Source organism: Microcoleus sp. S13_C3, assembly GCF_036700905.1.
In the GTDB taxonomy this organism is placed as follows: Bacteria; Cyanobacteriota; Cyanobacteriia; order Cyanobacteriales; family Microcoleaceae; genus Microcoleus.
In genome coordinates this window covers 1-20,889 of sequence record NZ_JAUBPT010000144.1, presented here as the reverse complement: position 1 = coordinate 20,889, position 20,889 = coordinate 1, and the positions used below count along the sequence as shown (strand labels likewise).

Here is a 20,889-nt window from a genome sequence, read left to right as displayed (position 1 = left end):
ATGGTAAGACTACTTCGGTAGCACAACTCAGTGAAGCGTAAAGAATCCCCACGCCTTTAGGCTGGGGAGTATGTCAATTTGTATAAACTGTCAAGCACATAATATTAAGATTCATGTATGGAAGCCAGTCATAAATTGGGGTGGTGTGCTAGGATGTAAACCCTTTACTACCAAAGCCTTGAAATCCAAATTAAAGTCGATCGGGGATCTGGAATCTACACCTGCCATGAACGTAAAAACATCAGCAAAAGTTAAAACTCAAGTTAAAACTCTCGGAGACGCTGCATCTGGGGCGATTGAGAAATATTTCCGCAAAAGTGTAGCGCACGAGGCTGAAGTTATTAAAGACAAAGACGCGGAAGAACTTCATCAAATGCGCGTGGGATTGAGACGTTTGCGATCGGCTGTGGCTGGTTTTGCTCCGGTTTTAGATTGGCCAAAAGAGGCTTCTGAACGTAAAATTGGTAAGGTGGGACGGATTCTGGGAACGCTCAGGGATTTGGATGTGATGCTCGAAAGTCTCCAAAACCGCTATTACCCGAATTTGCCGACTCAAGAACAGAAAGTTTTGGATAAGGCTTTATTGAATTTGCTCAAACAGCGCCACCGGGCTTTGAAAGGGGTGAGGGCGATTTTAGAGCACAAAAGCTACGAATCGCTGAAGCAGTCGATCGAGGATTGGCTGGAAAAACCGCAGTTTCAGGCGATCGAACATTTGCCAATTGCTGAGGTTTTGCCAGATTTACTGTTACCTCAAGTTAGTGAGTTTTTCCTGCATCCGGCTTGGCTGTTGGGCACAAAATATGAAGAGGGCAAAGTTAAAGTTGCGGATGATTTGAATGCTGAGGCTGTCGAAGAGAAGTTAGCAGCCGAGGGAACTATTCTGCACGATTTGCGGAAGCAAGCTAAGCGGGTTCGGTATTTGATGAATCTGTTTGGGAATTTTTACAGCGAGAGTTACGAAGTTTATGTCGAAGATGTAAAAGCTGTTCAGGAATGTTTGGGCGATATTCAAGACAGTGAAGTTTTAGGCGAGTTTCTGACAGATTTTGTCGATCGCGATCTGAAAAAAGAGTTGCCGAAGTTGGCTGGTTTCTTGGCCGAAAATCGCTATGCAGCTTGGCAAAAATGGCAGGTTTTGCAGCGCAGGTATTTGAGTTCGGAAATGCGGCAAGGTTTTCGATCTGCTTTAATTCATCCTGTGGTTGAAGATGCTGCTAACGGAAAGTTGCCCCAGGAAAGTTAGCTTTTTCGCGAGGAGAGAATGCGATAGACTGGCGGGAGGGACTCAAAGAGGGATATTTGTAGGGACATGGCATTGCAGTGTCCTTGATTGTATAACTCAATAAAGGGCGATCGCTCTTGGGGATAGGCTAAAGAAAAAACCTTAACAATTACTCTTTCCAGTAACGAGTTAAAATCCGAATTACTTCACCAGTGTCAAGTAAAAGAAAGGGCAATAGCGTTTTTTACCCTAGCAAATCACGACTGCAACCACTTCATAAACTTATTCGTCGCAGTACCAATAGACTCTCCGACTTGTTTCTTCAAACGCCACCGCTGAAATGCTTGTTCGTAATCTTCCCCTTCAGTTTGATAAACATTCCAAGCATTCAGCGACAATCCCAATCCCCAGGTTAGTAAAATGAAAAGTGACCAAGAAAGCTCGTGCGAACCTGCTAGATTAAACAAAACTAAAAAAGTATTGATAATACCGTACTTGGTCACATTTTTCTGCAAGTTGCGACGACGGTAAGAGTTAAAAACCAGCTTTTCTTGAACTTCTCCTCTAGTTGCTAACCATTGCTGTTCCGCCGCCACAATATCCTGTTCGGAAATGCCCAATTCCGCTGCAATCTCGAAAAGCTGCACTCGGGATAATTCCCCTTCATCTTGTCGCCGCGCGATCGCAATTTGCAGAATACCTTGAGCATCCTCTGAACCGTAAATTTGACTTATTTGACTTTCATTTGCCGCCATAACAAGTTTCCTATAATTCCTGACATCCTTTCTATGATAGATATAAGCGCAGTTAAACGGCAGGTAGTGACATTGGCGGATTTCAACACCCGGACATTTGAGTGATACCAATTTAAGGTGAAGTTGCACATATCTCGCTGCCCCTAAATCTCCCTTCTTAAGGGGGACGAAAGAGAAGAATCTTGTCCCACCCCCTACTCCCCTTGTTAAGGGGGGTTAGGGGGGATCAGATTCTACGGGGCCTCATAAAAAATTGGTATGAGCCCGACTCCTGACTATGGGAGGGGAAATCGAAGAACCGATATATTACCTCAAATTGCAACTAATTAATTTCCCGAACTTTGACTAAGTTGGCTATCTCGTTTCAACATAAATTGATAAAATATCCCAAACAAAACCACCGCAATCATTCCCACGACTAAAGAACCTTCCCCCTCATGCCAATATTTAAACAAATCTAGGCGATTAGATGCAACTAACAATGCCATTCCAGCCACTCGGAAAACATTAATAATAAAACCACAAATGACAGCGACACTTATTACCAAAGCCTTATTTTGTTTAGTAGGAAACATCACTAAACAAACTACAGCTAAACCTAATAAGTAATTCATGGCCTCTATACCCGAACAACCCCCATTTACCAACACCCTTCCTGTCGGTAAGACAACATAATTACCGTAATGTGTTACATCAAAACCGACATACCACAAAGAATAATAAGCAAATTTAGCAGTAAGCGAGGCAACAAAATCCACTAAAGGTAACGTAATGACACTGGGGGTGCCATGAAAAAATAGTATTAGCAATTCACGCCAATATATTTTTAAGTTCTGAAAGCCTACCGCAATTAAGCTCAAACCTAAACCAGACAAAAAAGGTGCCAGTCTTAAAAAAGGATCGAATTTACTGGAAACCAGAGCACTTTTAAATAAAATAAAAGCTATTAATATTGTCCCAGCGACAATCGATAATACGTCATTTTTTCCCTCACTCTGTTTGAGAATATCCTGCTTGTCCCACAGTAGGGAACCCACAGCGGACCAAAAAACTATACTCATCCAAAAATGAGCAACATCGTCCATTTTCCACAGGAGTGTCATATTCAGAGTTACTAAAGCTGTGGCGATAATGATGAGCCAAAAAAGTTTTCTCTTGAACATTTTAGATATTAGTTATTAGTTGATTGATTAGAGCCATACTGCGGACTGTTTTTGATTGTCAACCGTAGAATAAGGGTGGCAAGGCGATTTGGCAATCAAAGTACCCACGGAAAATCGAGGGTTTCAGACTACGAACTAAAAACAGTCCAGACTAATTTTTAGATCATATCATAAAAATAGTACGGGATTTGGACAACTTAGTAGCTTGAATCCCTCCTACGGAAAGGACTTGGGGGATTTTAAGGGCTGTAAATCTTTGAGATGAGGTTAGTAGACACTCTGGAATTTGATGAATGATGAGACTTAGAGGCAACGCATAGCTCAGGATTAGGACACCTGGTGAAAAGACTGGTACTCGAAATGATTGGTTGGATGCCTAGCGCTTGCTTACTTAGCCCCTGTAAGCAAAGACTAAAAAGGGAGTTAATCAACAAAAATTAAAAATAAGTAGCCTGAATGAGGTTTGGATTTCTTGAGAGTAGGCGCAATTGGCTCCGTGCATGGTGTGACACTGAGGTTCGAGTAAATACGGCTGAGCGAGTTAGAGTTCGAGCCATGCTCAATGGTGATTATTTGCTTTTCAAGAATCGAGCGTGTCTTTATAGCAATCCTAAATCATTTGTGAATTTCTTCCTCAGAGCGGCTTGGGGGCAGGGCTGTTTCATTTTCTTGTAGGGGCAAACCCTCGTGAAGAGCCCCGATGCCTGAAATGCCCATGAAATCATCTGTGGGTGGGGGCGGGCACAGGGGCACCGCCCCTACAAAACCCTGGTTTTCCGTAGGGGCAATCCCACGCCCGGTTGCCCCGAAACAGCCCTGGGGTTTGGGGAGGGTTTGGGTGGGGTAAAAAATTTAGGGAGCATCTCACCTTTGCAGCCCTCCGCTAGAAATTGGAGTTTTGAGGCAGGAGGCAGGAGGCAGGAAGCAGAAGGAAAGAGGAAGAAGGAAAGGGGAAGAAGGAAAGAGGAAGAAGGAAGGAGCCAGAAGAAGGAAGGAGCCAGAAGAAGTATTTTTACAAATATGAGATGCTCCCAAAATTTACGACTCCTGCAAGGATTGCTATATATCGGCAATGCTTCAGAAACAGCCCTACCGTAGTTCTTAAATGCGCTGTCTAGGGGCGATTTGACGGGATCATCTCAATGAAAGCAGCCCTCCGCTAGAAATTGGAGGCAGCAGCCAGGAGAAAAGATGAAGAAGGAAGGAAGCAGAAAAAGTGTTTTTACAAATATAAGATGCTCTGAGTTCGGCTTCAAAGTCTGGGGTGTTCACGATGGCGTGCTATCAGATACTAAAAAACCTGGTTTCACCAAGAAACCAGGTTTTTAGCTCGAACATAAAATAATCAGTTTGGCATCAAGCCAGAATCGAAAACGAGTTCAAACTATCGCCTATTCAGCTTTTTGAGCCTGAGCGCGTTGCTTTTTGAACTTAGCACCAAACCCAACAGCGGCTGCAGCAGCAAGCATTGTTAAAGGTTCAGGAGTAGCTTCAGTGTTGCTAGTGCTGCTGCTGAGGTAAGAATCGCTTGCACCATTTGGTAAGGCTTGAACGTGCAAACCTAATCTTAAGGCACCGGTATTCAAAGCGGAAACTACGTTAGCATAATTTCCCGTAAACCTCACTCCCAAACTTTCGCTATGTTGGACAGCCCATTGATTACCACCACCATTATCTCTTGTGAAGGCATAGTCTGTAGTGAAGCCCGTACCACCTTGAGGCAACTGATCGTTACTAGCACCACCACTAAAGCGTACATCACCCGTGTTATTAATGTTAGCCACGGCATTAGACAGATAGCCATTATCATCAAAGAGAACTTTACCGATAAACATATCAGGGGCGGCCGCATTTCCCGAGTTGAAGATGTTAAAAAGAACTGATGTACCCTCGTCAATTACGTTAAATGAAAAGTTGCTTTTATAGGCATCTCCAACCGGATCGCCACCAGCGATATTACCAAAGCTGAAGGCAGAGGCAGGTGCTGCGGATACTGCACTAACAGCGGCGACACTGGCAACAGCTAAAATAGATCTGACTAAGTTTAATGTGGATTTCATGGTTGACACCTTTATTTTTAAGTTGGCTGGAAGCTGGTTTTTTTCCTTCACATATTCAATCTAAAGCAAAGCACAAGTTAATGCAAGTAGTTTTGATAAAGATTCGATGAAGATTGGGAATACGCTGATTGGATTTAGGCAAAATGCCTAAATTGATGGCTTCTAGCTCGCTATTTCCTATGGCGTGCATCAAATAATAGGGGTGCTGCCACCCGGATTTGAGTCCTGACTGTTCTGTCTTTCAAAAAGCTATAACCCAGCTCCCTAAACAGGGGTGTCACACAGCATAATTACTGATAAAACTCTTTTTAAGCTCTAAATTATGCCCTTAAAAAGTTTTTTATCCGTGAATGTACGTATAAAAATTTAAGTGAGAGCTTGATTGGTGGGTAAAAGCAGGTAAAAACCGATGGTGACAGTGGAAGCTGCGGAATGGGGGCTATAACTCAGGAGAAAATCTTGGATTATATTCGGTGCGTCGATTCTCGCTTTCGGATTCAGCAACCAGCGCCATTTAGACTTATATGTTGCACCATTACCAAGAACCGGCTCTGGGGCCCGTTCCACAAAGAATGAGTTTTCTTGTGGGGAGTGGGGGTTGGGCAGGAGATTCCGCCCAAAACAGGCTTATCGATCATGGTGCAACATCTCAATTTAGAGACCAATGGTTTCGGTGCTCGTTATTATCTGTGACGCCGGAACTTTGGCCGACTAAAGGGACGACTCGACTTTCAGGGACATAGTTTTCGGAACGCCTCTACCGTCAGGGCTGTTTCGGGGCAACCACGGGGAGTAGGGGTCGGATTGCCCCTAGGGAAAACCAGCTTTTTGTACGGGTTGTGCCAAGAATGCCTACCCCACCCATCCAGGATTTGTTAGGCATTTGGTGGGATTGGGGCAGCCACGGGATTGGGGCAGTCACGGGATTGGGGCAACCACGGGGGGATTGCCCCTACAAGAGAATGAAACGGCCCTGCCCCCTACCGTCTCACTAGACCTCTTGCAAAAGTCCTTTTCATAAATTTATTGGACGGGCTCTTCGGCCCATCCCACAAGAAAAAATAACTCTTGTGGGACGGGCCGAAGAGCCCGTCCTAGTTATTTTTGCAAGAGGTCTACTCTTTTAAGATACAAGGGGCGGGTTTTTGAGGTTGTCAATTATTGGCAGGTATGGTTTGTGAACCCGCCCCTACGGTATTAGGGGTAATCGATCGGAAATAATATGACAAGCTTAGCCAGCAAAAGCGAAAACACGCCGAAAATTCGATCGACTGGTGGGCCTGGTGCGACGAAGCCTGAGAAAGGGCCCGGAGAGAAAATAAACCGATTTTTCTGTCAATTCGCTACTGTAGCTGCCACTGGTGTAGGGTGATGGAAGGTGAAGCATTTTGCCATCGGGCGATCGTCCAATACATGAATTCGCACTTTATACCGATAAAAAGCGTTTTTCACTGGCCCACCTGTTGCTTCAACCGCCACCGCCCAAACGCTTTTTCGTAGTCTTCTCCTTCAGTTCGATCGACATTCCCAGCATTCAGCGACAATCCCAATCCCACCGCAGATTTCAACACCCTTTTAGGAACAGGCAAGATGCCTGTTCCACAACAGAGTCTACTTATTGTGGAACAGGCATCTTGCCTGTTCCCGATAGAAGTACAAAATACCAATAACTAACCCAAAGTATACATCCAGCCATCCCTCGCACAAATCCTCACAATTCCGTCCCAAACTACAGGCGTCGCCTCAAAGGACAAACCCGGCTTAAATCTCCCCGATTCTATTACTTTCAAACGGTAAAACTCCCCTTTAGCATTTCTCAAAGCATTCTGATCCCCCGACTTCGCTCGTTCCCAATTCAAATTGAACAAATAAACACCGTTGTATCCCGCACTGATCAGTTTATTGCCATCGGTAAAAATCGGAGTTGAAATTGAAGAACCAATCGCTTTTTTAAATACTATTACCGGAGTATCGTAAGACTGGTTTCGCCAAGGCACAGAAGTTTTTTTACCTGTAATCATATCTTGGGAACCGATGTACAAATTGCCGTCGATCGCATTTGTGGCAAACAGCGCCGGAAACTCCCCTGAATTGTACTCGTCATTCAACGCCACCGAGCCAATTATCCCGCCTTCCCAGCTAGAAAATCGGCGATTTCCGGTAGGCAAAAACCATTCGACGCTGGCATTCGGTTCCTTGTTGGGATTCAGCTTCAGCACTCCGCCGTTGCCCTGAATGTATTGTTTTTCTATGGCACAAAACAGTTTCCCTGATTTAGAAATTACAGCACTTCCATCCAAATCGGAACCCGTATAAAAATCCCAAACTATCTTTTTAGTTGCAATGCTAATACCGTAAATATGACCGGAACCAGCAGCTATAAAAATTCTATCTTTGAGCCTTGATGGCGATGACTCCGCTACCAAGTTACCGCCGTGTTTGCTGATATCTCCTGCTGCATAAAGCTGTACTTCCGACAAGATATTTGGCTGCTTGATGCCTTGTTTGATTTTTGCATTGCTTGTGGAACTATCGAGAAAATAGCCGATCGCATTTTCCCCCGCATTGAACAAAACGCCACCGCCGATGTCCAAAGCGCTGCTGTCATTATCCCGGCTGTAGCTGGGCGTTTTCCTGATGTCCAATTTCCAAAGTTCCTTGCCAGTTCTAAAAGATATTGCCCTAAAACTCGGCACTACTTTTTGGCTACCACCGCCACTGCGGCTGCCTTGCAAAATTACAATTCTGTTTTCGGAACTCGCTTTTTCATCGATATAAATTGTTGATGAACCTTTGATTATATCATCAAATTTATATCGCCAAAGTTCTTTATTGGTAGCAATATCTATTTTTCGCAAATTGTGGTCAAAAGAACCTATAATTAAATAAGTTTTTCCCCGGTCTCTGGTGATGGTTGGCTGTCCAGTCCAACCCGCGCCACTCCAAATTTGCGATCGCCTTCCCAGAAAAGTCCGTCCGCTTCCTAGCTCAAATTTGTCGATTAACTTCAAACTTTTCGGCACACCTCTGCCGTAGAACCGACGCTTGTCGTTACCTAAAAAGGTCGGGACTAATAATTCTATTTCTGGGTCTGCTTTCGCCAGCAGATTGTTAAGATTAGTTTCTAATAAAGCTGGCTCCGAGGATGCAGTTTGGCTGAGTTGGAGAACAGCAGGAGGAACAGCCGCACTCAGCAAAAATTGTGCGAGCTGTTGATTGAAGGTTCTCCGAGATGATAAGCTCATATTAGATCGAGATAATCAGCCTTAATATTAAAACATAATTATCAGCCACAACTCAACTAAAACATCTCGCGCTAAACTGCTAGAGGACTGATACCAATTTAATGTGAAGTTGCACATATCTCGATCCCCCTAAATCCCCCTGGTTGTTGGGGAGTAGGGGTTGACTTTGAGCGGAATCTTGTCCCACCCCCTACTCCCCTTCGTAGGGGCGGTGCCAAGAGTGCCCGCCCTCTTGACTAGGGGGGATCTGATTCTACGGGGCCTCATAAAAAATTGGTATGACCAAAAGAATGGGATACAAGCCCCGTCCTTATAGGACGGCTTTAATTCTATTAATTCTGGAATTAACGTCAAATATATGGTAGTATAAGACAGCAGCCTGCCAAGGTCGAACCATGCTAGTTTTTGAGTTCAAAGCCTACGGGAAAAAGCAACAATACGACAAGATCGATGAAGCTATTCGCACGGGTAAATTTATTCGGAATAAATGCCTGCGGTACTGGATGGACAATCGCGGTGTCGGCAGAAAAGAACTGTATAAATATTGCACTCAATTGCGAGCAGAGTTTGGCTTTGTCAAAGACTTGTACAGTCATGCTTGTCAAGCTGCTGTTGAAAATGCCCAACGCGCGATCGATCGGTTTTTCTACAACTGTAAAAACAAAAAGCCGGGTAAAAAGGGCTATCCGCAGTTCAAGAAAAACAGTCGCTCGATCGAGTACAAGGTTGGTGGCTGGAAACTTTCATCAGGCCGGAAACGCATTAACTTTACTGATAAGAAAGGTATCGGGATGCTGAAATTAAAAGGCAGTCGAGACTTGCATTTTTATCAGATAGAGCAAATTAAAAGGGTACGGATTGTCCGACGTAGTGATGGGTATTACGTGCAATTCTGTGTCGATGCTCCTCGGAGCGCTCTCAAAGATTGCAAGTCATCCAATCGTGCGCTAGGAATTGATGTCGGAATTAAATACTTTTTGGCTGATAGTGAGGGAGGGATAGTCGAAAATCCTAAATTTTATCGCAAATCAGAAAAGCAATTAAACCGCGCCAACCGGAAAAAGTCCAAAAAGTTCAAAAAGGGTAAACCGCAATCTAATAACTACAAGAAGGCCAAAAATCGGTATGCTCGGAAACATCTAAGAGTAAGTAGGCAGCGAGAAGAGTTTGTCAAGAGAGTGGCACTCCGTTACGTCCAATCTAACGATTTGGTCGCCTATGAAGACTTAAATGTTCAGGGCATGGTAAAGAACCGAAAACTGTCTAAGTCGATTAGTGATGCCGCTTGGTCTAAGTTTCGGACGTGGTTGGATTATTTTGGGAGAGTCTACGGAACAAAAACCGTAGCTGTATCGCCCCACAATACCAGTCAGAATTGCTCGAATTGTGGCAAAAAAGTCAGTAAGTCTCTATCAACTAGAACGCACATTTGTCCGCATTGCGGGTATTCGGCAGATCGAGACACCAACGCAGCAATTAACATCTTGAAACGCGCCCAAAATACGGCGGGGCACGCCGAAATTAACGCTTGGGGAGAGATGCCCTCTAGTTTAGTTGGGGAAACCCTGCTAGGTTATGGCGACTCATTGAACCAAGAATCCCCGTCCTATAAGGACGGGGAGTGTCAAAAGCTTACCCAGCACGAGTAAAAGTATATTTGATTATGGTCAACCGTCTTGCTCAATCCCAAAGCCTTTACCTGCGGAAACACGCCGAAAATCCGATCGACTGGTGGCCCTGGTGCGACGAAGCCCTAGAAACGGCCCGAAGCGAAAATAAACCGATTTTCCTGTCAATTGGCTACTCTAGCTGCCACTGGTGTACGGTGATGGAAGGAGAAGCATTTTCCGATCGCGCGATCGCCCAATACATGAATTCGCATTTTATACCGATAAAAGTCGATCGCGAAGAACGCCCGGATATCGACAGCATTTATATGCAAACCTTGCAAATGATGACCGGTCAAGGCGGTTGGCCGCTCAACGTTTTTCTCACTCCAGACGAGCGAGTTCCCTTCTACGGAGGCACTTATTTCCCCGTAGAACCGCGATATGGACGCCCCGGATTTTTAGAAGTTTTGCAAGCAATTCGCCGCTTTTACGACACAGAAAAAGGCAAAGTAGAAGCCTTCAAAGCAGAGATTTTAGGCAACCTCCAACAGACGGCTGCGCTGTCAGGAGTAACCGCCGAATTAGATCGCGAACTCTTCCAAAAAGGCTTAGAACTCAACACGGGAATTGTTGCGGGCAGCAACCCCGGCCCCAGTTTTCCGATGATACCTTATGCTGAGCTAGCACTGCGGGGAACGCGATTCAATTTTGATTCAAAATACGACAGCAAACAAGTCTGCACTCAGCGCGGATTAGACTTAGCATTGGGCGGCATTTACGACCATGTAGGAGGCGGATTTCACCGCTATACGGTTGATGCGACTTGGACTGTGCCACACTTTGAAAAAATGCTCTACGACAACGGTCAAATTGTTGAGTATTTAGCAAATTTGTGGAGCGCGGGAATACAAGAACCCGCTTTTGAAACTGCGATCGCGGGGACAGTAGAATGGTTGAAGCGAGAAATGATTGCGCCGACAGGTTATTTTTATGCTGCACAGGATGCTGACAGCTTTACCCCCCCAACCCCCCCTTATCAAGGGGGGGCAGAAAATTCAACCCCCCCTTATCAAGGGGGTGCAGAAAATTCAACCCCCCCTTACGAAGGGGGGGCAACGGGGGGATCAGAACCGGAAGAAGGAGCATTTTATGTCTGGACTTATGCGGAACTGGAACAACTATTAACTGCTGAGGAATTGGCAGAAATTAAAGCACAGTTTACTGTTAGTCGCAACGGCAATTTTGAAGGCAAGAATGTATTGCAGCGCCGCCATCCGGGAAAACTGAGCGACACGATAGAAACGGCTTTGGCTAAACTCTTTGCGGTGCGTTACGGTGGCAATCCCGATACGGTAAAAACCTTTCCGCCAGCCCGCAACAATCAAGAAGCTAAAAACGACAGTTGGCCGGGTAGAATTCCCGCAGTTACTGACACGAAAATGATTGCGGCTTGGAATAGCTTAATGATTTCGGGATTGGCCCGCGCTGCGACTGTTTTTGGAAATTTGGAATATTTGGAATTAGCTGTGAAAGCAGCTAATTTTATTTTAGACAATCAGTGGACGGATGGGCGGTTTCAGCGGTTGAATTATGACGGACAATCTGCTGTTACCGCGCAGTCGGAAGATTATGCTTTGTTTGTGAAAGCTTTGTTGGATTTGCATCAAGCGAGTTTGAATTTAAGCAACGGGGAAGAGGCAAAACAGTTGCCGAATTCTCACTTTTGGTTGGAGAAAGCTGTGCAGGTGCAAGAAGAGTTTGATGAGTTTTTGTGGAGCGTGGAATTGGGAGGATATTACAATACTGCTAAGGATGCTAGCGGAGATTTGTTGGTGCGGGAACGCAGCTATATAGACAATGCAACTCCGGCGGCGAATGGAATTGCGATCGCCTCTTTGGTTCGTCTCGCGCTGTTGGGCCCTAATTTAGAATATCTCGATCGCGCGGAGCAAGGTCTGCAAGCTTTCAGCAGTATTGTACAAGATGCTCCGCAAGCTTGTCCGAGTCTACTTTCGGCGATCGACTGGTATCAGCATTCTACCCTGATTCGCACGACTCCCGACCAGATTTCGGGGTTGATTTCGCAGTATTATCCGACGGCTGTGTGTCAGATTGAGGCTGATTTGCCTGAAGGGGTTATCGGGTTAGTTTGCGAGTGTTTGACTTGCAAGGAACCTGCGAAAAGTCAAGAGCGGCTGTTGGAGGGAATTTTGCAAAGTCAAACGCGAGTTTAGCACCAATACTGTCTATATTATTGAACCGCGAAGACGCGAAGGAAGAAGGAGGAAGCAGAAAGAAGAAGTAGATTATTTTTTACCGGGAAGGATGTACATCTTCAATCTGCTCCTCAATCTTCCAAAGAATCTCAGTGGCTTCAGCCCGCTTGAGTGTCAAATAATGTAGATACTTTCCGGCGGCACTGCCACTCGAACGCTGTCGCCGACTTGGTGTCGCTGCAAGTCATCTCTGTGCAAGTTTTGTCGGCGAAGGGCGATCGAACTTTTAGCAGTCAACCGCACCGTATAGCGCGTATCAGTGCCAATATAAATAGCCTCTTCTACTATTGCGGGCCAGCTATTTTCAGCATCATAATTAGCCGGATAAATAGCAGCTTTTTCTGGCCGCAACACCAGGGTAACAACTTTCCCAGGGGGGATATCTTCGGTTGTTGCAACTAACACCGCTAACTGCTGGTCAACCAACACGATTATTTTACCATGTTGCTTTTCTACTACTCGACCACTTAAAAAATTGCTGTCGCCAATAAAATCAGCAACAAACCGCGTTTTAGGATATTCATAAATATCAACAGGCGTCCCCACTTGTTGCAGTTTTCCTCCATCCATCACTGCAATTCTGTCCGACATCGTTAGTGCTTCTTCCTGATCGTGAGTTACATAAATAAACGTAATTCCCAATTTTCGCTGCATTTTTTTTAATTCTAATTGCATCTCTTTACGCAATTTTAAATCCAGCGCTCCTAAAGGTTCATCCAACAGCAAAACAGACGGCTGTTTGACTAATGCTCTTGCTAGTGCTACTCGCTGCTGCTGTCCTCCTGACAGTTGGCGGGGATAGCGTTTTCCTACCTCGGTTAACTGTACTAATGCTAAGGCTTCAGCAACGCGATCGCGAATTGTTTTCTGAGGCAAATTCTCCATTTCTAACCCAAAAGCGGCATTTTGTGCTACTGTCATGTGCGGAAATAAAGCATAGTTTTGAAATACCGTATTCACAGGGCGGTGAAAGGGTGGGCGATTTTGCATCGGTTGACCGTGAATGTAAATTTCGCCCGCTGTGGGAATCTCAAAACCAGCGATCATTCGCAAAGTTGTAGTTTTGCCGCAGCCGGAAGGGCCGAGTAAAGAAAAGAATTCTCGATCGTAAATTTGCAGGTTGATGTTATCTACAGCCAGGAAATCTTGACTGCGGACACTTTTAAATACTTTGGAAACTTCTAAAACCTCGACAGAGTGCATTGTGTTAGTATGTATGAGTAATAAAAATCTGAGTTCGAGTCTGGTTAAATTGATATGTTGTACCATTCTCAATTACTTGTTTATGAACGGGCAAGATGCCCGTTCCACAAGAAAATTAAGTTTTGTGGAACGGGCATCTTGCCCGTTCTTGACGATGGTGCAACTCCCATGCAAACTAAAAATTTAAGTGAACCAGCCCGGGCGGAAACCTGTTTTATATCTACTTTCCGGCCCCTGCTTTAACTTCCGTCCAAGCTTTATCATACAATGCAGTTGCTTTCCCGACATCCTGCAATAATTTCATTTTGTCAAACACCTCAGCCGGCGGGTAAATTTGAGGATTTTTAAAATCTTTCGGGTCGATTAAACCTCGATCTATGGCTGCTTTGTTGGGCGATCCGAAGTGGGTAAAATTGGAAATTTGGGCGCCGACTTCTGGCTGCAAAATAAAGTTAATAAATTTTTCCGCTAACTCTTTCTGGGGCGCACCTTTGGGAATTGCCATGTTGTCAGAAAAAATGATTGTTCCTTCTTTGGGAATAGCGTAACGGATATTAGGATTCTCTGTCATCACTTGGAAAATATCGCCACTCCATTCCATTGTCAAATTTACTTCTCCTTGATCGAGCATATTTTGCCCAGTGTCGGGGACAAAAGCTGCAATGATATTTTTACTTTTAATCAGCAAATCGCGGGCTTTGTTAATTTCTTCGGGATTGGTTGTATTGGGATCAAATCCTAAATACATTAAAACTCCTGCAAATGTGTATCTGGCATCGTCTTGCCATGCTACTTTTCCGGTATATTGCGGGTCGAACATCGCCGCCCAACTGTTGATATCGCCCTTGGTTTCTTTCACGTTGTAGCCAATTCCCATCGTTCCCCACTGGTAGGGCAGGGAATATTTATTCCCAGGGTCAAAAGCTTGATTGATAAACTTAGGTTCTAGGTTCTTTTGGTTGGGAATATGGTTTAAATTTAGCGGCTCAATTAGATTTTCGGCGATCATGATTTTTACCATGTAATCGGCGGGAAATATTAAGTCGTAACCGGGGTTTCCCTGTTTTAGTTTGGCATAGAGTGCGTCGCTGTTCTCGAAAGTGTCGTATTGAATTTTAACATTGTTCTCTTTCTCGAATTGGGCGATCGCTTCTGGGGCTATATAACTGGCATAATTGTAAATGCTGAGCACTTGTTGGTTGCCACCTGTGGGGCTACAGCCGAAAGCCACCGTTGCGCTCATCACAAACAAAAGTAGGAAAGTCAGCAGGCGTTTCATAGGTTGTGTTAGTTGCAGACGACAATAATTATGACACAGAAAGCAATTTTTTTAACTTTTCTGAACTTTTAACGATGATACAACCAGCAACAAGGAAGCCAACAACATCAAAGTTGAAATGGCATTAATCGCTGGCGTAACTGCAAATTTTATCATGCCATAAACAAATAATGGCAGCGTCATCGAACCGACACCTGTGGTAAAAAATGTCACGACAAAATCGTCTAGCGACAGAGTAAAAGCCAGGAGTGCCGCGCTGAAAATAGCGGGCCAAATTAGAGGGAGAGTGATGCGCCAAAAAGCCCGCCATTCGTTAGCGCCTAAGTCAAAAGCTGCTTGTTCTAATTGAGGATCTAATTCCGCCAAACGCGCCCTGACAGTAATAGTCACAAAGGAAATATTAAAGACAATGTGACCGATAATTACGGTAGGTAAGCCGAGATTGAGGCGAATTCCCGTGAGATTTTCTACGATCCGAAATACTAGCGTAAAGAAAACTAGCAGCGAAATGCCGATCGTAATTTCGGGCATAATAATCGGCAAAAACAGTAAAGCTTCTACTGCTTTGCGCCCTGGGAAATGAAAGCGTTCCAGTGCTAGCGCGAGCATTGTACCAAAAATTGTCGCTAACACAGTCGAAATAGCTGCAATTAGCAAGCTGTTGTTGAGTGCAGTCAAGATTCCGGCGCTGCTACTCGTAGCAATCGTCGCGCCTGCATTGCTAAACAAACTGCGGTACCAGTCAAGGGTAAAGCCACGCCAAACGGCATTGAATCTGGAGGCGTTAAAGGAGTAAATAATTAAGATGAGAATTGGCAAGTAAAGAAAGGCAAATGCTAGTGCAGCTTGTACCCAAAGCCACTTTTTGCCGATCGCCCGCACGAGTAAATCTAGTTTTGTTTTAGTCATTAGTCATTAGTCATTAGTCATTAGCGCATCTTACCCTAAATTTAGATCTGTCAAGGTGATAAGATCGAATTAGACCTTACTCGAGGGAAGACCCATGAGCAGTCAAGAAAAAGCGGCTGGTTGGCTTCATAGCTTGGATCGCCTTGTCAGAGTTCGCAACGAGATAGCAGCTTTGTTGGAGGATATCGCCCAAAATCTCACCCTAGCTGAATCACAAGCAGAAAATACATCGGGAAAACTAGGACTCTCTAAAGAGATTGAACGTCTCATCCAGCAAAGTGAAAATTTGCGCCAAGGAGTCTTTCGGTTTTTAGTATTAGGGGATATGAAGCGGGGAAAAAGTACATTTCTCAATGCTTTGCTAGGGCAGAATTTACTTCCCAGTGATGTCACTCCCTGTACTGCTTTGTTAACGGTGCTGAAATACGGTACAGCAGAGAAAGCGACGATTTACTATAACGATAGCAAACAACCAGAGGAAATAGATTTTCAGCAGTTTAAGCAGCGCTATACAATTGATCCAGAAGAAGCAAAAATTCTACAGCGAGGCAAACAGCTAGCTTTTCCAGATATCAGTCATGCGGTGGTAGAACATCCGCTACCGCTGCTAGCCAAAGGTATCGAATTTGTGGACAGCCCGGGACTGAATGATACGGAAGCGCGAAACCAGCTTACTCTCGACTATATCTACAACTGTCACGCCATACTTTTTGTGTTGAGTGCGTCTCAACCTTGCACATTGGAGGAACGCCGCTATCTCCAGAATTACCTCAAAGACCGAGGTTTAACTATCTTCTTCATAGTCAATTCTTGGGATAGAATTAGAGAGGGACTTGTCGATCCAGAAGACACTGAGGCACTGCAAGTAGCCGAGGACAAACTGCGTCGAGTTTTCCAGACTAATCTGAGTGAATATTGTCAGGATCGGGGCCGGGATATTTATCAGGAGCGAGTATTTGAGATTTCTGCTCTCAATGCCTTGCGTAGTCGTTTGAAAAACTCAGAAGCTTCTTTAGAAGGCACTGGCTTTGTGGAGTTTCTGGCGGCTCTCAATCATTTTCTGACTGGGGAACGAGCTGCTGCTGAACGGGAACAAGCAAGAGCGATCGCCCTTCAAGCTTGCAATCGCTTTCAAGCAGCAATCTCCCGCCGCATTCCTTTGTTAGATGAAACTGTCGATCAATTGAAAGAGAAAATTGATTCGATTCAGTCGGACTTCGCAAACTTGTCGGAAATTGGGAATCAATTCCAGCAAGAAATTAGAACAGTCCGCGATCGAACTTCCCAAGAAATAGGCGATTCTTTCCGTACCTATATCCTGGATTTAGAGAACACCTTTGAAAAGGATTTTTTAAGCACTCAGCCCGATTTAGATTTCATGCAATTTCTCGACAAAAACAACCGGGCAATGTTCTATACCTCATTCAAACGTGCTTTCGAGCGATATATGAACGATCGCCTCGCTGCTTGGGAATTCATTGCCAAACAGAAGATAGCCTCTGCTTTCTCTGAACTTGAGGAAAAAGCAGCCGATTCTCGAATTGAATATGAACGAGTAGTAGAGGCTATGAATAAGAAGCTGTTAGGCTACCGATTCTACGCCGTCGGGCATAGCTACAAGCATGAAGAAAACTCGACTTGGGCTGAGGTAGCAATAGATATGTTTTCCTCGATTCCCGACAACCTCAACAGAGGTATCCATTCTTTCAATATGTTTTGGCAGAGTGTCTTGGCTTGTGTCATGGTGACGCTGGTGCTAAATATTATCGGTGTAGTTTTTGCCTCTTTAACTCTTTCAGTTTTGGGTGGAATTCTGGTAGTTACAGGTGTTGTAGCATTGCAAGCGGAGTATGTTCGCCAACAGTTCATTTCTGCAACTCAGACAGAGTTTGTCAAATATCTGCCACAAATTGCTGAAGAACAGTCGCAATATATTTATGAAGCAGTCAGGAAATGTTTTGAGACTTACGAAGAACAGGTGTGCGATCGCGTGAATGCTGATATCAATTCTCGCAAAGCCGAGTTAGATAGTTTGCTCGCTCAAAAACAATCGCGAGAAATTGACATCCAAGCTGAAACTAAACGTCTGAAAGACTTGGAAGCCGATATTTTGTCTCAATTGCAGCAAATTGAGTTGGTAGGTGGATTTCTTTAGCTAAAATCCAAGTAAGGTGCCCATTTCGCACCTTACTATTGAGTTTCGTCAGACACGCGGAAGTAAATTAACACAGGAATCAATATGATTACCGTCAACAGCATAGAAAGCGCCGATCCAAAAGGCCAGTCGCGGGCTTTCATAAACTGATTTTGAATCAAATTTCCCACCATAACTGTTTTAGATCCCCCCAATATATCCGGTGTGATGAAAGCGCCGACAGCGGGAACAAAAACTAAAATAGATCCTGCAACAATACCGCGAGTTGTTAATGGTAAAAATACGCGCCAGAAAGTGCGAATATCATTTGCCCCTAAATCGTGAGCGGCTTCTACCAATGAAAAATTGAAGCGTTCTATGCTAGAATATAAAGGCAGAACCATGAAAGGTAAATAGCCGTAAATAAGACCGATCGCCACAGCGAAAGGCGTAAAAAGCAAATTTAACGGTTCGCTAATAATTTGCAGGCTTTGCAAGGCTGTGTTAACTACTCCTTCGCTACGCAAGAGTATGATCCAGGCGTAGGTTCTCACTAAAAAGTTAGTCCAAAATGGAATAATTACCAACAAAAGCAAAGCATTTCGCCAGCGAGGAGAACGGGTGGCGATGAAGAATGCCAGGGGATAGCCAACTAACAAGCAAGTGGCTGTTGTTAGAAAAGCCAGCCACAGCGATCGCCCAATTACTCCTAAGAAAAGTCCACTGAACAAACGCTGGTAGTTGCTGAGAGTAAATATCCAAGTAACACCGCCGTAAGTACCGCGTTCTAAGAAACTGTACAACAGTACAATTAGCACGGGCAAAATGAAGAAAACCATCAGCCATGCCGTAGCGGGAAATAATAGCAGCAACAGGTTAGTTTGCTGCCGGTTTTTGACACCCATTATTCACTCAAGCCAAATTTAGCACATAATCCCAAACATTTTATATCAAATCCGCATTTTATGAAGTATGTCATCATGAATAAATTATCAAGAGTAATCTCCAGGACGAGTTTTTATTAGACATTTCCCTGATAAGGCAGACAATTGATGTAGACTGAGATAATTCACTCAAAAAACCCAATATGTCCACATATGTAAGTAGTAGGACACAATTAATTACACAAAAATTTGGGCTACAAGCCTTGTCTAGTAAAGAATCAGCAAAAAATCAGTGTGTAATTAATTCTGTCCAATTACTTACCACCAAGAATCGCTATTCAACGACTCGGGGTATGTTCAAAAACACGCTTAGCGGTGGGAAAAATAAGGGAAAATCAAAGCGTACCGAACGCCGTCAGGACAGCGACGCTACGACGGAGACTCAGTTGTCAATATTCCATCTACTAAACCAACCATCCTCTACGCCAGAGTTAGCAGTCGAAGTCAAAAAGCCGACCTTCTACGACAGACTGACTTTCTTCTGTCTCGCTACCCCGGATGTGAAATTATCCAAGACATCGGGAGCGGACTTAACTTCAAGCGCAAAGGTCTTATCGCCCTACTGGAACACATTTACACGGGCGACATCTGAATGGTTGTCGTTGCCTCAAAAGATAGATTATGCCGGTTCGGATTCGATCTTATCTCATGGTTCGCAGAGCGGGGCGGGTGTAAGATTCTGGTTCTCAACAATAGTTCACTTAGTCCAGAAAGAGAAATCGTTGAAGACCTACTCGCAATTATCCACGTCTTCCGTTGCCGACTGTACGGACTCAGGAAGTACAAAAAGCAAATCATTGAAGACTCTGACGTACCGAGTTTACCCAAAGGGGGAGACGAAGAAAGTCTGGATGTTGAGAATTCACGCCAACCGAAAAGTGTATAACAATGCAATCGCTTACCTGAATAAACACCAGGGAAAATTTACCTACTACACTGTGGACAAAAAGACCAGTCAGCCAGTCTTGAAAACTTCCGGTAAACAAGCTTTTCGTAGCTTCTGCAAAACTCGCTTGTTGTGAGATAATTCCTGATTGGTGTAAAGAATTAGGAATAGCACATAGTTTGGATAACGCCCTTTTCGAGGCTTATACAGCTTGGAAGAAAACTGACAAACAGCCAGCTCAGTTAGGTAAAGGAAAAAAGGCAAAACCCAATCCTTTAGTCGGATTGAAATTAGCTCGGTTTAGGTCGATTCGTGACCAAAAGCAGACTATTCAGTTCGCTCCAGGCGACTATAAAAATGGTCATCTAATGCTCAATGCTAGCAAAGGTCTAGAAAAGCCTCTGTGGACTGGGCAAGATTCCTGCTTAATCAACTACGACAAAGCCGTAGAAGTTACCTACAATAAGGGACGCTGGTTTGTGAATATGCCCGTAGAGATGGACATCCCAGAGCCTAAAAATGGCGGAAAAACCATCGCACTCGACCCCGGACTGGGCTGTTTTTTGACGGGATTTGATGGTAATTCTTTTGCTGAATTCGGGAAGCACGACTTTGGAAAAATTGCTAGATTGTGCCAACATTTAGATAAAATGCAATCAAAACTTTGTCGTTCAAAAGGCGGTCAGTTTTCCCGATTGCGCTATTGGCTGAAACAAGCAATGGAGAAAATTAGGACGAGAATCAAAAACCTGCGGTCGGAAATTCACAAGCAGGTAGCGAGCTACTTGGCTCGAAATTACGATGTCATTTACCTGCCTACTTTTGAAACTTCTCAAATGGTGGCAAGAGGCGCTCGCAAGCTTAATTCCAAGTCGGCGAGGGCGATGATGACTTGGGCATTTTATCAGTTCTCACAAACCTTAGAACATCTCTGTAATCGTTACGGTTCGAGATTGGTTAGAGTGACTGAGGAATACACTTCCAAAACTTGTACAAAATGCGGTCATATTCATAGAAAGTTAGGTGGATCTAAAACTTTTAGATGCCCTAACTGCGGTTATGAAGTACCTCGCGATTTTAATGGGGCTTTGGGGATTTTCCTCAAAGCTTTGTGGGATACCACCTTAGTGGTGCAGAAAACTATTTTTGTTAATAAGAAAATGACATAACTTTAGAAAATTCAATCCGCCGCTCTAACTT

The 20,889-nt window shown here is 44.3% G+C and carries 16 protein-coding genes and 2 pseudogenes; 8 read left to right on the top strand and 10 right to left on the bottom strand.

All coding sequences use genetic code 11. The annotated features are described in order from the left end of the window. The first annotated feature begins 226 nt into the window (after window positions 1-226). The gene (locus QUA16_RS28635; protein ID WP_333107557.1) at window positions 227-1,246 is read left to right on the top strand and encodes a CHAD domain-containing protein; all 1,020 of its coding nucleotides are present in this window, start codon (window positions 227-229) and stop codon (window positions 1,244-1,246) included. A 236-nt stretch (window positions 1,247-1,482) separates the two neighbouring features. Here the strand turns inward: QUA16_RS28635 and QUA16_RS28630 are convergent, their stop codons facing one another. Both QUA16_RS28630 and crtA read right to left on the bottom strand, forming a co-directional pair. Beyond that, the gene (locus QUA16_RS28630) at window positions 1,483-1,980 is read right to left on the bottom strand and encodes a 2TM domain-containing protein (protein WP_333107558.1); all 498 of its coding nucleotides are present in this window, start codon (window positions 1,978-1,980) and stop codon (window positions 1,483-1,485) included. A 326-nt stretch (window positions 1,981-2,306) separates the two neighbouring features. After that, complete coding sequence (gene crtA, locus QUA16_RS28625) at window positions 2,307-3,143, bottom strand: cyanoexosortase A (RefSeq protein ID WP_333107559.1); 837 nt, start codon at window positions 3,141-3,143, stop codon at window positions 2,307-2,309. Window positions 3,144-4,013: 870 nt separating this feature from the next. On the opposite strand from crtA, the gene QUA16_RS28620 reads away from it, so the two are divergent. Beyond that, entirely contained in the window at window positions 4,014-4,241 is a 228-nt protein-coding gene (locus tag QUA16_RS28620; RefSeq protein WP_333107560.1) for a hypothetical protein, read from the top strand. A 293-nt stretch (window positions 4,242-4,534) separates the two neighbouring features. Here the strand turns inward: QUA16_RS28620 and QUA16_RS28615 are convergent, their stop codons facing one another. Continuing rightward, the gene (locus QUA16_RS28615; protein ID WP_333181518.1) at window positions 4,535-5,203 is read right to left on the bottom strand and encodes a PEP-CTERM sorting domain-containing protein; all 669 of its coding nucleotides are present in this window, start codon (window positions 5,201-5,203) and stop codon (window positions 4,535-4,537) included. Window positions 5,204-5,569: 366 nt separating this feature from the next. Next, a complete protein-coding gene (locus QUA16_RS28610; RefSeq protein WP_333107562.1) occupies window positions 5,570-5,770 on the bottom strand; it encodes a hypothetical protein in 201 nt (66 codons plus the stop codon). Between the two features lie 699 nt (window positions 5,771-6,469). Between QUA16_RS28610 and QUA16_RS28605 the strand changes: the two are divergent. Further along, window positions 6,470-6,643: pseudogene (locus QUA16_RS28605) on the top strand (DUF255 domain-containing protein); the annotation flags it as partial. Between the two features lie 8 nt (window positions 6,644-6,651). Here QUA16_RS28605 and QUA16_RS28600 read toward each other — a convergent pair. Both QUA16_RS28600 and QUA16_RS28595 read right to left on the bottom strand, forming a co-directional pair. After that, a complete protein-coding gene (locus QUA16_RS28600) occupies window positions 6,652-6,792 on the bottom strand; it encodes a hypothetical protein (RefSeq protein WP_333107563.1) in 141 nt (46 codons plus the stop codon). An 81-nt stretch (window positions 6,793-6,873) separates the two neighbouring features. After that, a complete protein-coding gene (locus QUA16_RS28595) occupies window positions 6,874-8,448 on the bottom strand; it encodes an outer membrane protein assembly factor BamB family protein (RefSeq protein WP_333107564.1) in 1,575 nt (524 codons plus the stop codon). Between the two features lie 395 nt (window positions 8,449-8,843). On the opposite strand from QUA16_RS28595, the gene QUA16_RS28590 reads away from it, so the two are divergent. Both QUA16_RS28590 and QUA16_RS28585 read left to right on the top strand, forming a co-directional pair. Beyond that, window positions 8,844-10,097 carry a transposase gene (locus QUA16_RS28590; protein ID WP_333107565.1) on the top strand — a complete coding sequence of 418 codons (1,254 nt, stop codon included), beginning with the start codon at window positions 8,844-8,846 and terminating at the stop codon, window positions 10,095-10,097. Window positions 10,098-10,111: 14 nt separating this feature from the next. Further along, entirely contained in the window at window positions 10,112-12,292 is a 2,181-nt protein-coding gene (locus QUA16_RS28585; RefSeq protein WP_333107572.1) for a thioredoxin domain-containing protein, read from the top strand. A 156-nt stretch (window positions 12,293-12,448) separates the two neighbouring features. Here QUA16_RS28585 and QUA16_RS28580 read toward each other — a convergent pair whose 3' ends face one another. The 3 genes from QUA16_RS28580 to QUA16_RS28570 form a co-directional block, all read right to left on the bottom strand. After that, window positions 12,449-13,537: an ABC transporter ATP-binding protein gene (locus tag QUA16_RS28580; RefSeq protein WP_333107573.1), complete on the bottom strand. Its 1,089-nt coding sequence runs from the start codon at window positions 13,535-13,537 to the stop codon at window positions 12,449-12,451. Window positions 13,538-13,757: 220 nt separating this feature from the next. Continuing rightward, window positions 13,758-14,816 (bottom strand): spermidine/putrescine ABC transporter substrate-binding protein, encoded by a 1,059-nt coding sequence (locus QUA16_RS28575; RefSeq protein ID WP_333107566.1) that lies wholly within the window; start codon window positions 14,814-14,816, stop codon window positions 13,758-13,760. A gap of 51 nt (window positions 14,817-14,867) precedes the next feature. Further along, window positions 14,868-15,725 (bottom strand): ABC transporter permease, encoded by an 858-nt coding sequence (locus QUA16_RS28570; RefSeq protein WP_333107567.1) that lies wholly within the window; start codon window positions 15,723-15,725, stop codon window positions 14,868-14,870. 94 nt (window positions 15,726-15,819) lie between these two features. Here QUA16_RS28570 and QUA16_RS28565 point away from each other — a divergent pair, with 94 nt between their 5' ends. Next, the gene (locus QUA16_RS28565; RefSeq protein WP_333107568.1) at window positions 15,820-17,880 is read left to right on the top strand and encodes a dynamin family protein; all 2,061 of its coding nucleotides are present in this window, start codon (window positions 15,820-15,822) and stop codon (window positions 17,878-17,880) included. 35 nt (window positions 17,881-17,915) lie between these two features. On the opposite strand, the gene QUA16_RS28560 is transcribed toward QUA16_RS28565, so the two are convergent. Further along, the gene (locus QUA16_RS28560) at window positions 17,916-18,764 is read right to left on the bottom strand and encodes an ABC transporter permease (protein WP_333107569.1); all 849 of its coding nucleotides are present in this window, start codon (window positions 18,762-18,764) and stop codon (window positions 17,916-17,918) included. A gap of 285 nt (window positions 18,765-19,049) precedes the next feature. Here QUA16_RS28560 and QUA16_RS28555 point away from each other — a divergent pair. Next, window positions 19,050-19,689: pseudogene (locus QUA16_RS28555) on the top strand (IS607 family transposase). 179 nt (window positions 19,690-19,868) lie between these two features. Continuing rightward, window positions 19,869-20,858, top strand: coding sequence for a transposase (locus tag QUA16_RS28550; protein WP_333107570.1), 990 nt, complete (start codon window positions 19,869-19,871; stop codon window positions 20,856-20,858). Window positions 20,859-20,889 lie beyond the last annotated feature (31 nt).

Bases quoted from the DNA above. Each gene is read 5' to 3' on its own strand.
- QUA16_RS28635 (WP_333107557.1), top strand. From the start codon at position 227: ATGAACGTAAAAACATCAGCAAAAGTTAAAACTCAAGTTAAAACTCTC.
- QUA16_RS28630 (WP_333107558.1), bottom strand. From the start codon at position 1,980: ATGGCGGCAAATGAAAGTCAAATAAGTCAAATTTACGGTTCAGAGGAT.
- crtA (WP_333107559.1), bottom strand. From the start codon at position 3,143: ATGTTCAAGAGAAAACTTTTTTGGCTCATCATTATCGCCACAGCTTTA.
- QUA16_RS28615 (WP_333181518.1), bottom strand. From the start codon at position 5,203: ATGAAATCCACATTAAACTTAGTCAGATCTATTTTAGCTGTTGCCAGT.
- QUA16_RS28595 (WP_333107564.1), bottom strand. From the start codon at position 8,448: ATGAGCTTATCATCTCGGAGAACCTTCAATCAACAGCTCGCACAATTT.
- QUA16_RS28590 (WP_333107565.1), top strand. From the start codon at position 8,844: ATGCTAGTTTTTGAGTTCAAAGCCTACGGGAAAAAGCAACAATACGAC.
- QUA16_RS28585 (WP_333107572.1), top strand. From the start codon at position 10,112: ATGGTCAACCGTCTTGCTCAATCCCAAAGCCTTTACCTGCGGAAACAC.
- QUA16_RS28580 (WP_333107573.1), bottom strand. From the start codon at position 13,537: ATGCACTCTGTCGAGGTTTTAGAAGTTTCCAAAGTATTTAAAAGTGTC.
- QUA16_RS28575 (WP_333107566.1), bottom strand. From the start codon at position 14,816: ATGAAACGCCTGCTGACTTTCCTACTTTTGTTTGTGATGAGCGCAACG.
- QUA16_RS28570 (WP_333107567.1), bottom strand. From the start codon at position 15,725: ATGACTAAAACAAAACTAGATTTACTCGTGCGGGCGATCGGCAAAAAG.
- QUA16_RS28565 (WP_333107568.1), top strand. From the start codon at position 15,820: ATGAGCAGTCAAGAAAAAGCGGCTGGTTGGCTTCATAGCTTGGATCGC.
- QUA16_RS28560 (WP_333107569.1), bottom strand. From the start codon at position 18,764: ATGGGTGTCAAAAACCGGCAGCAAACTAACCTGTTGCTGCTATTATTT.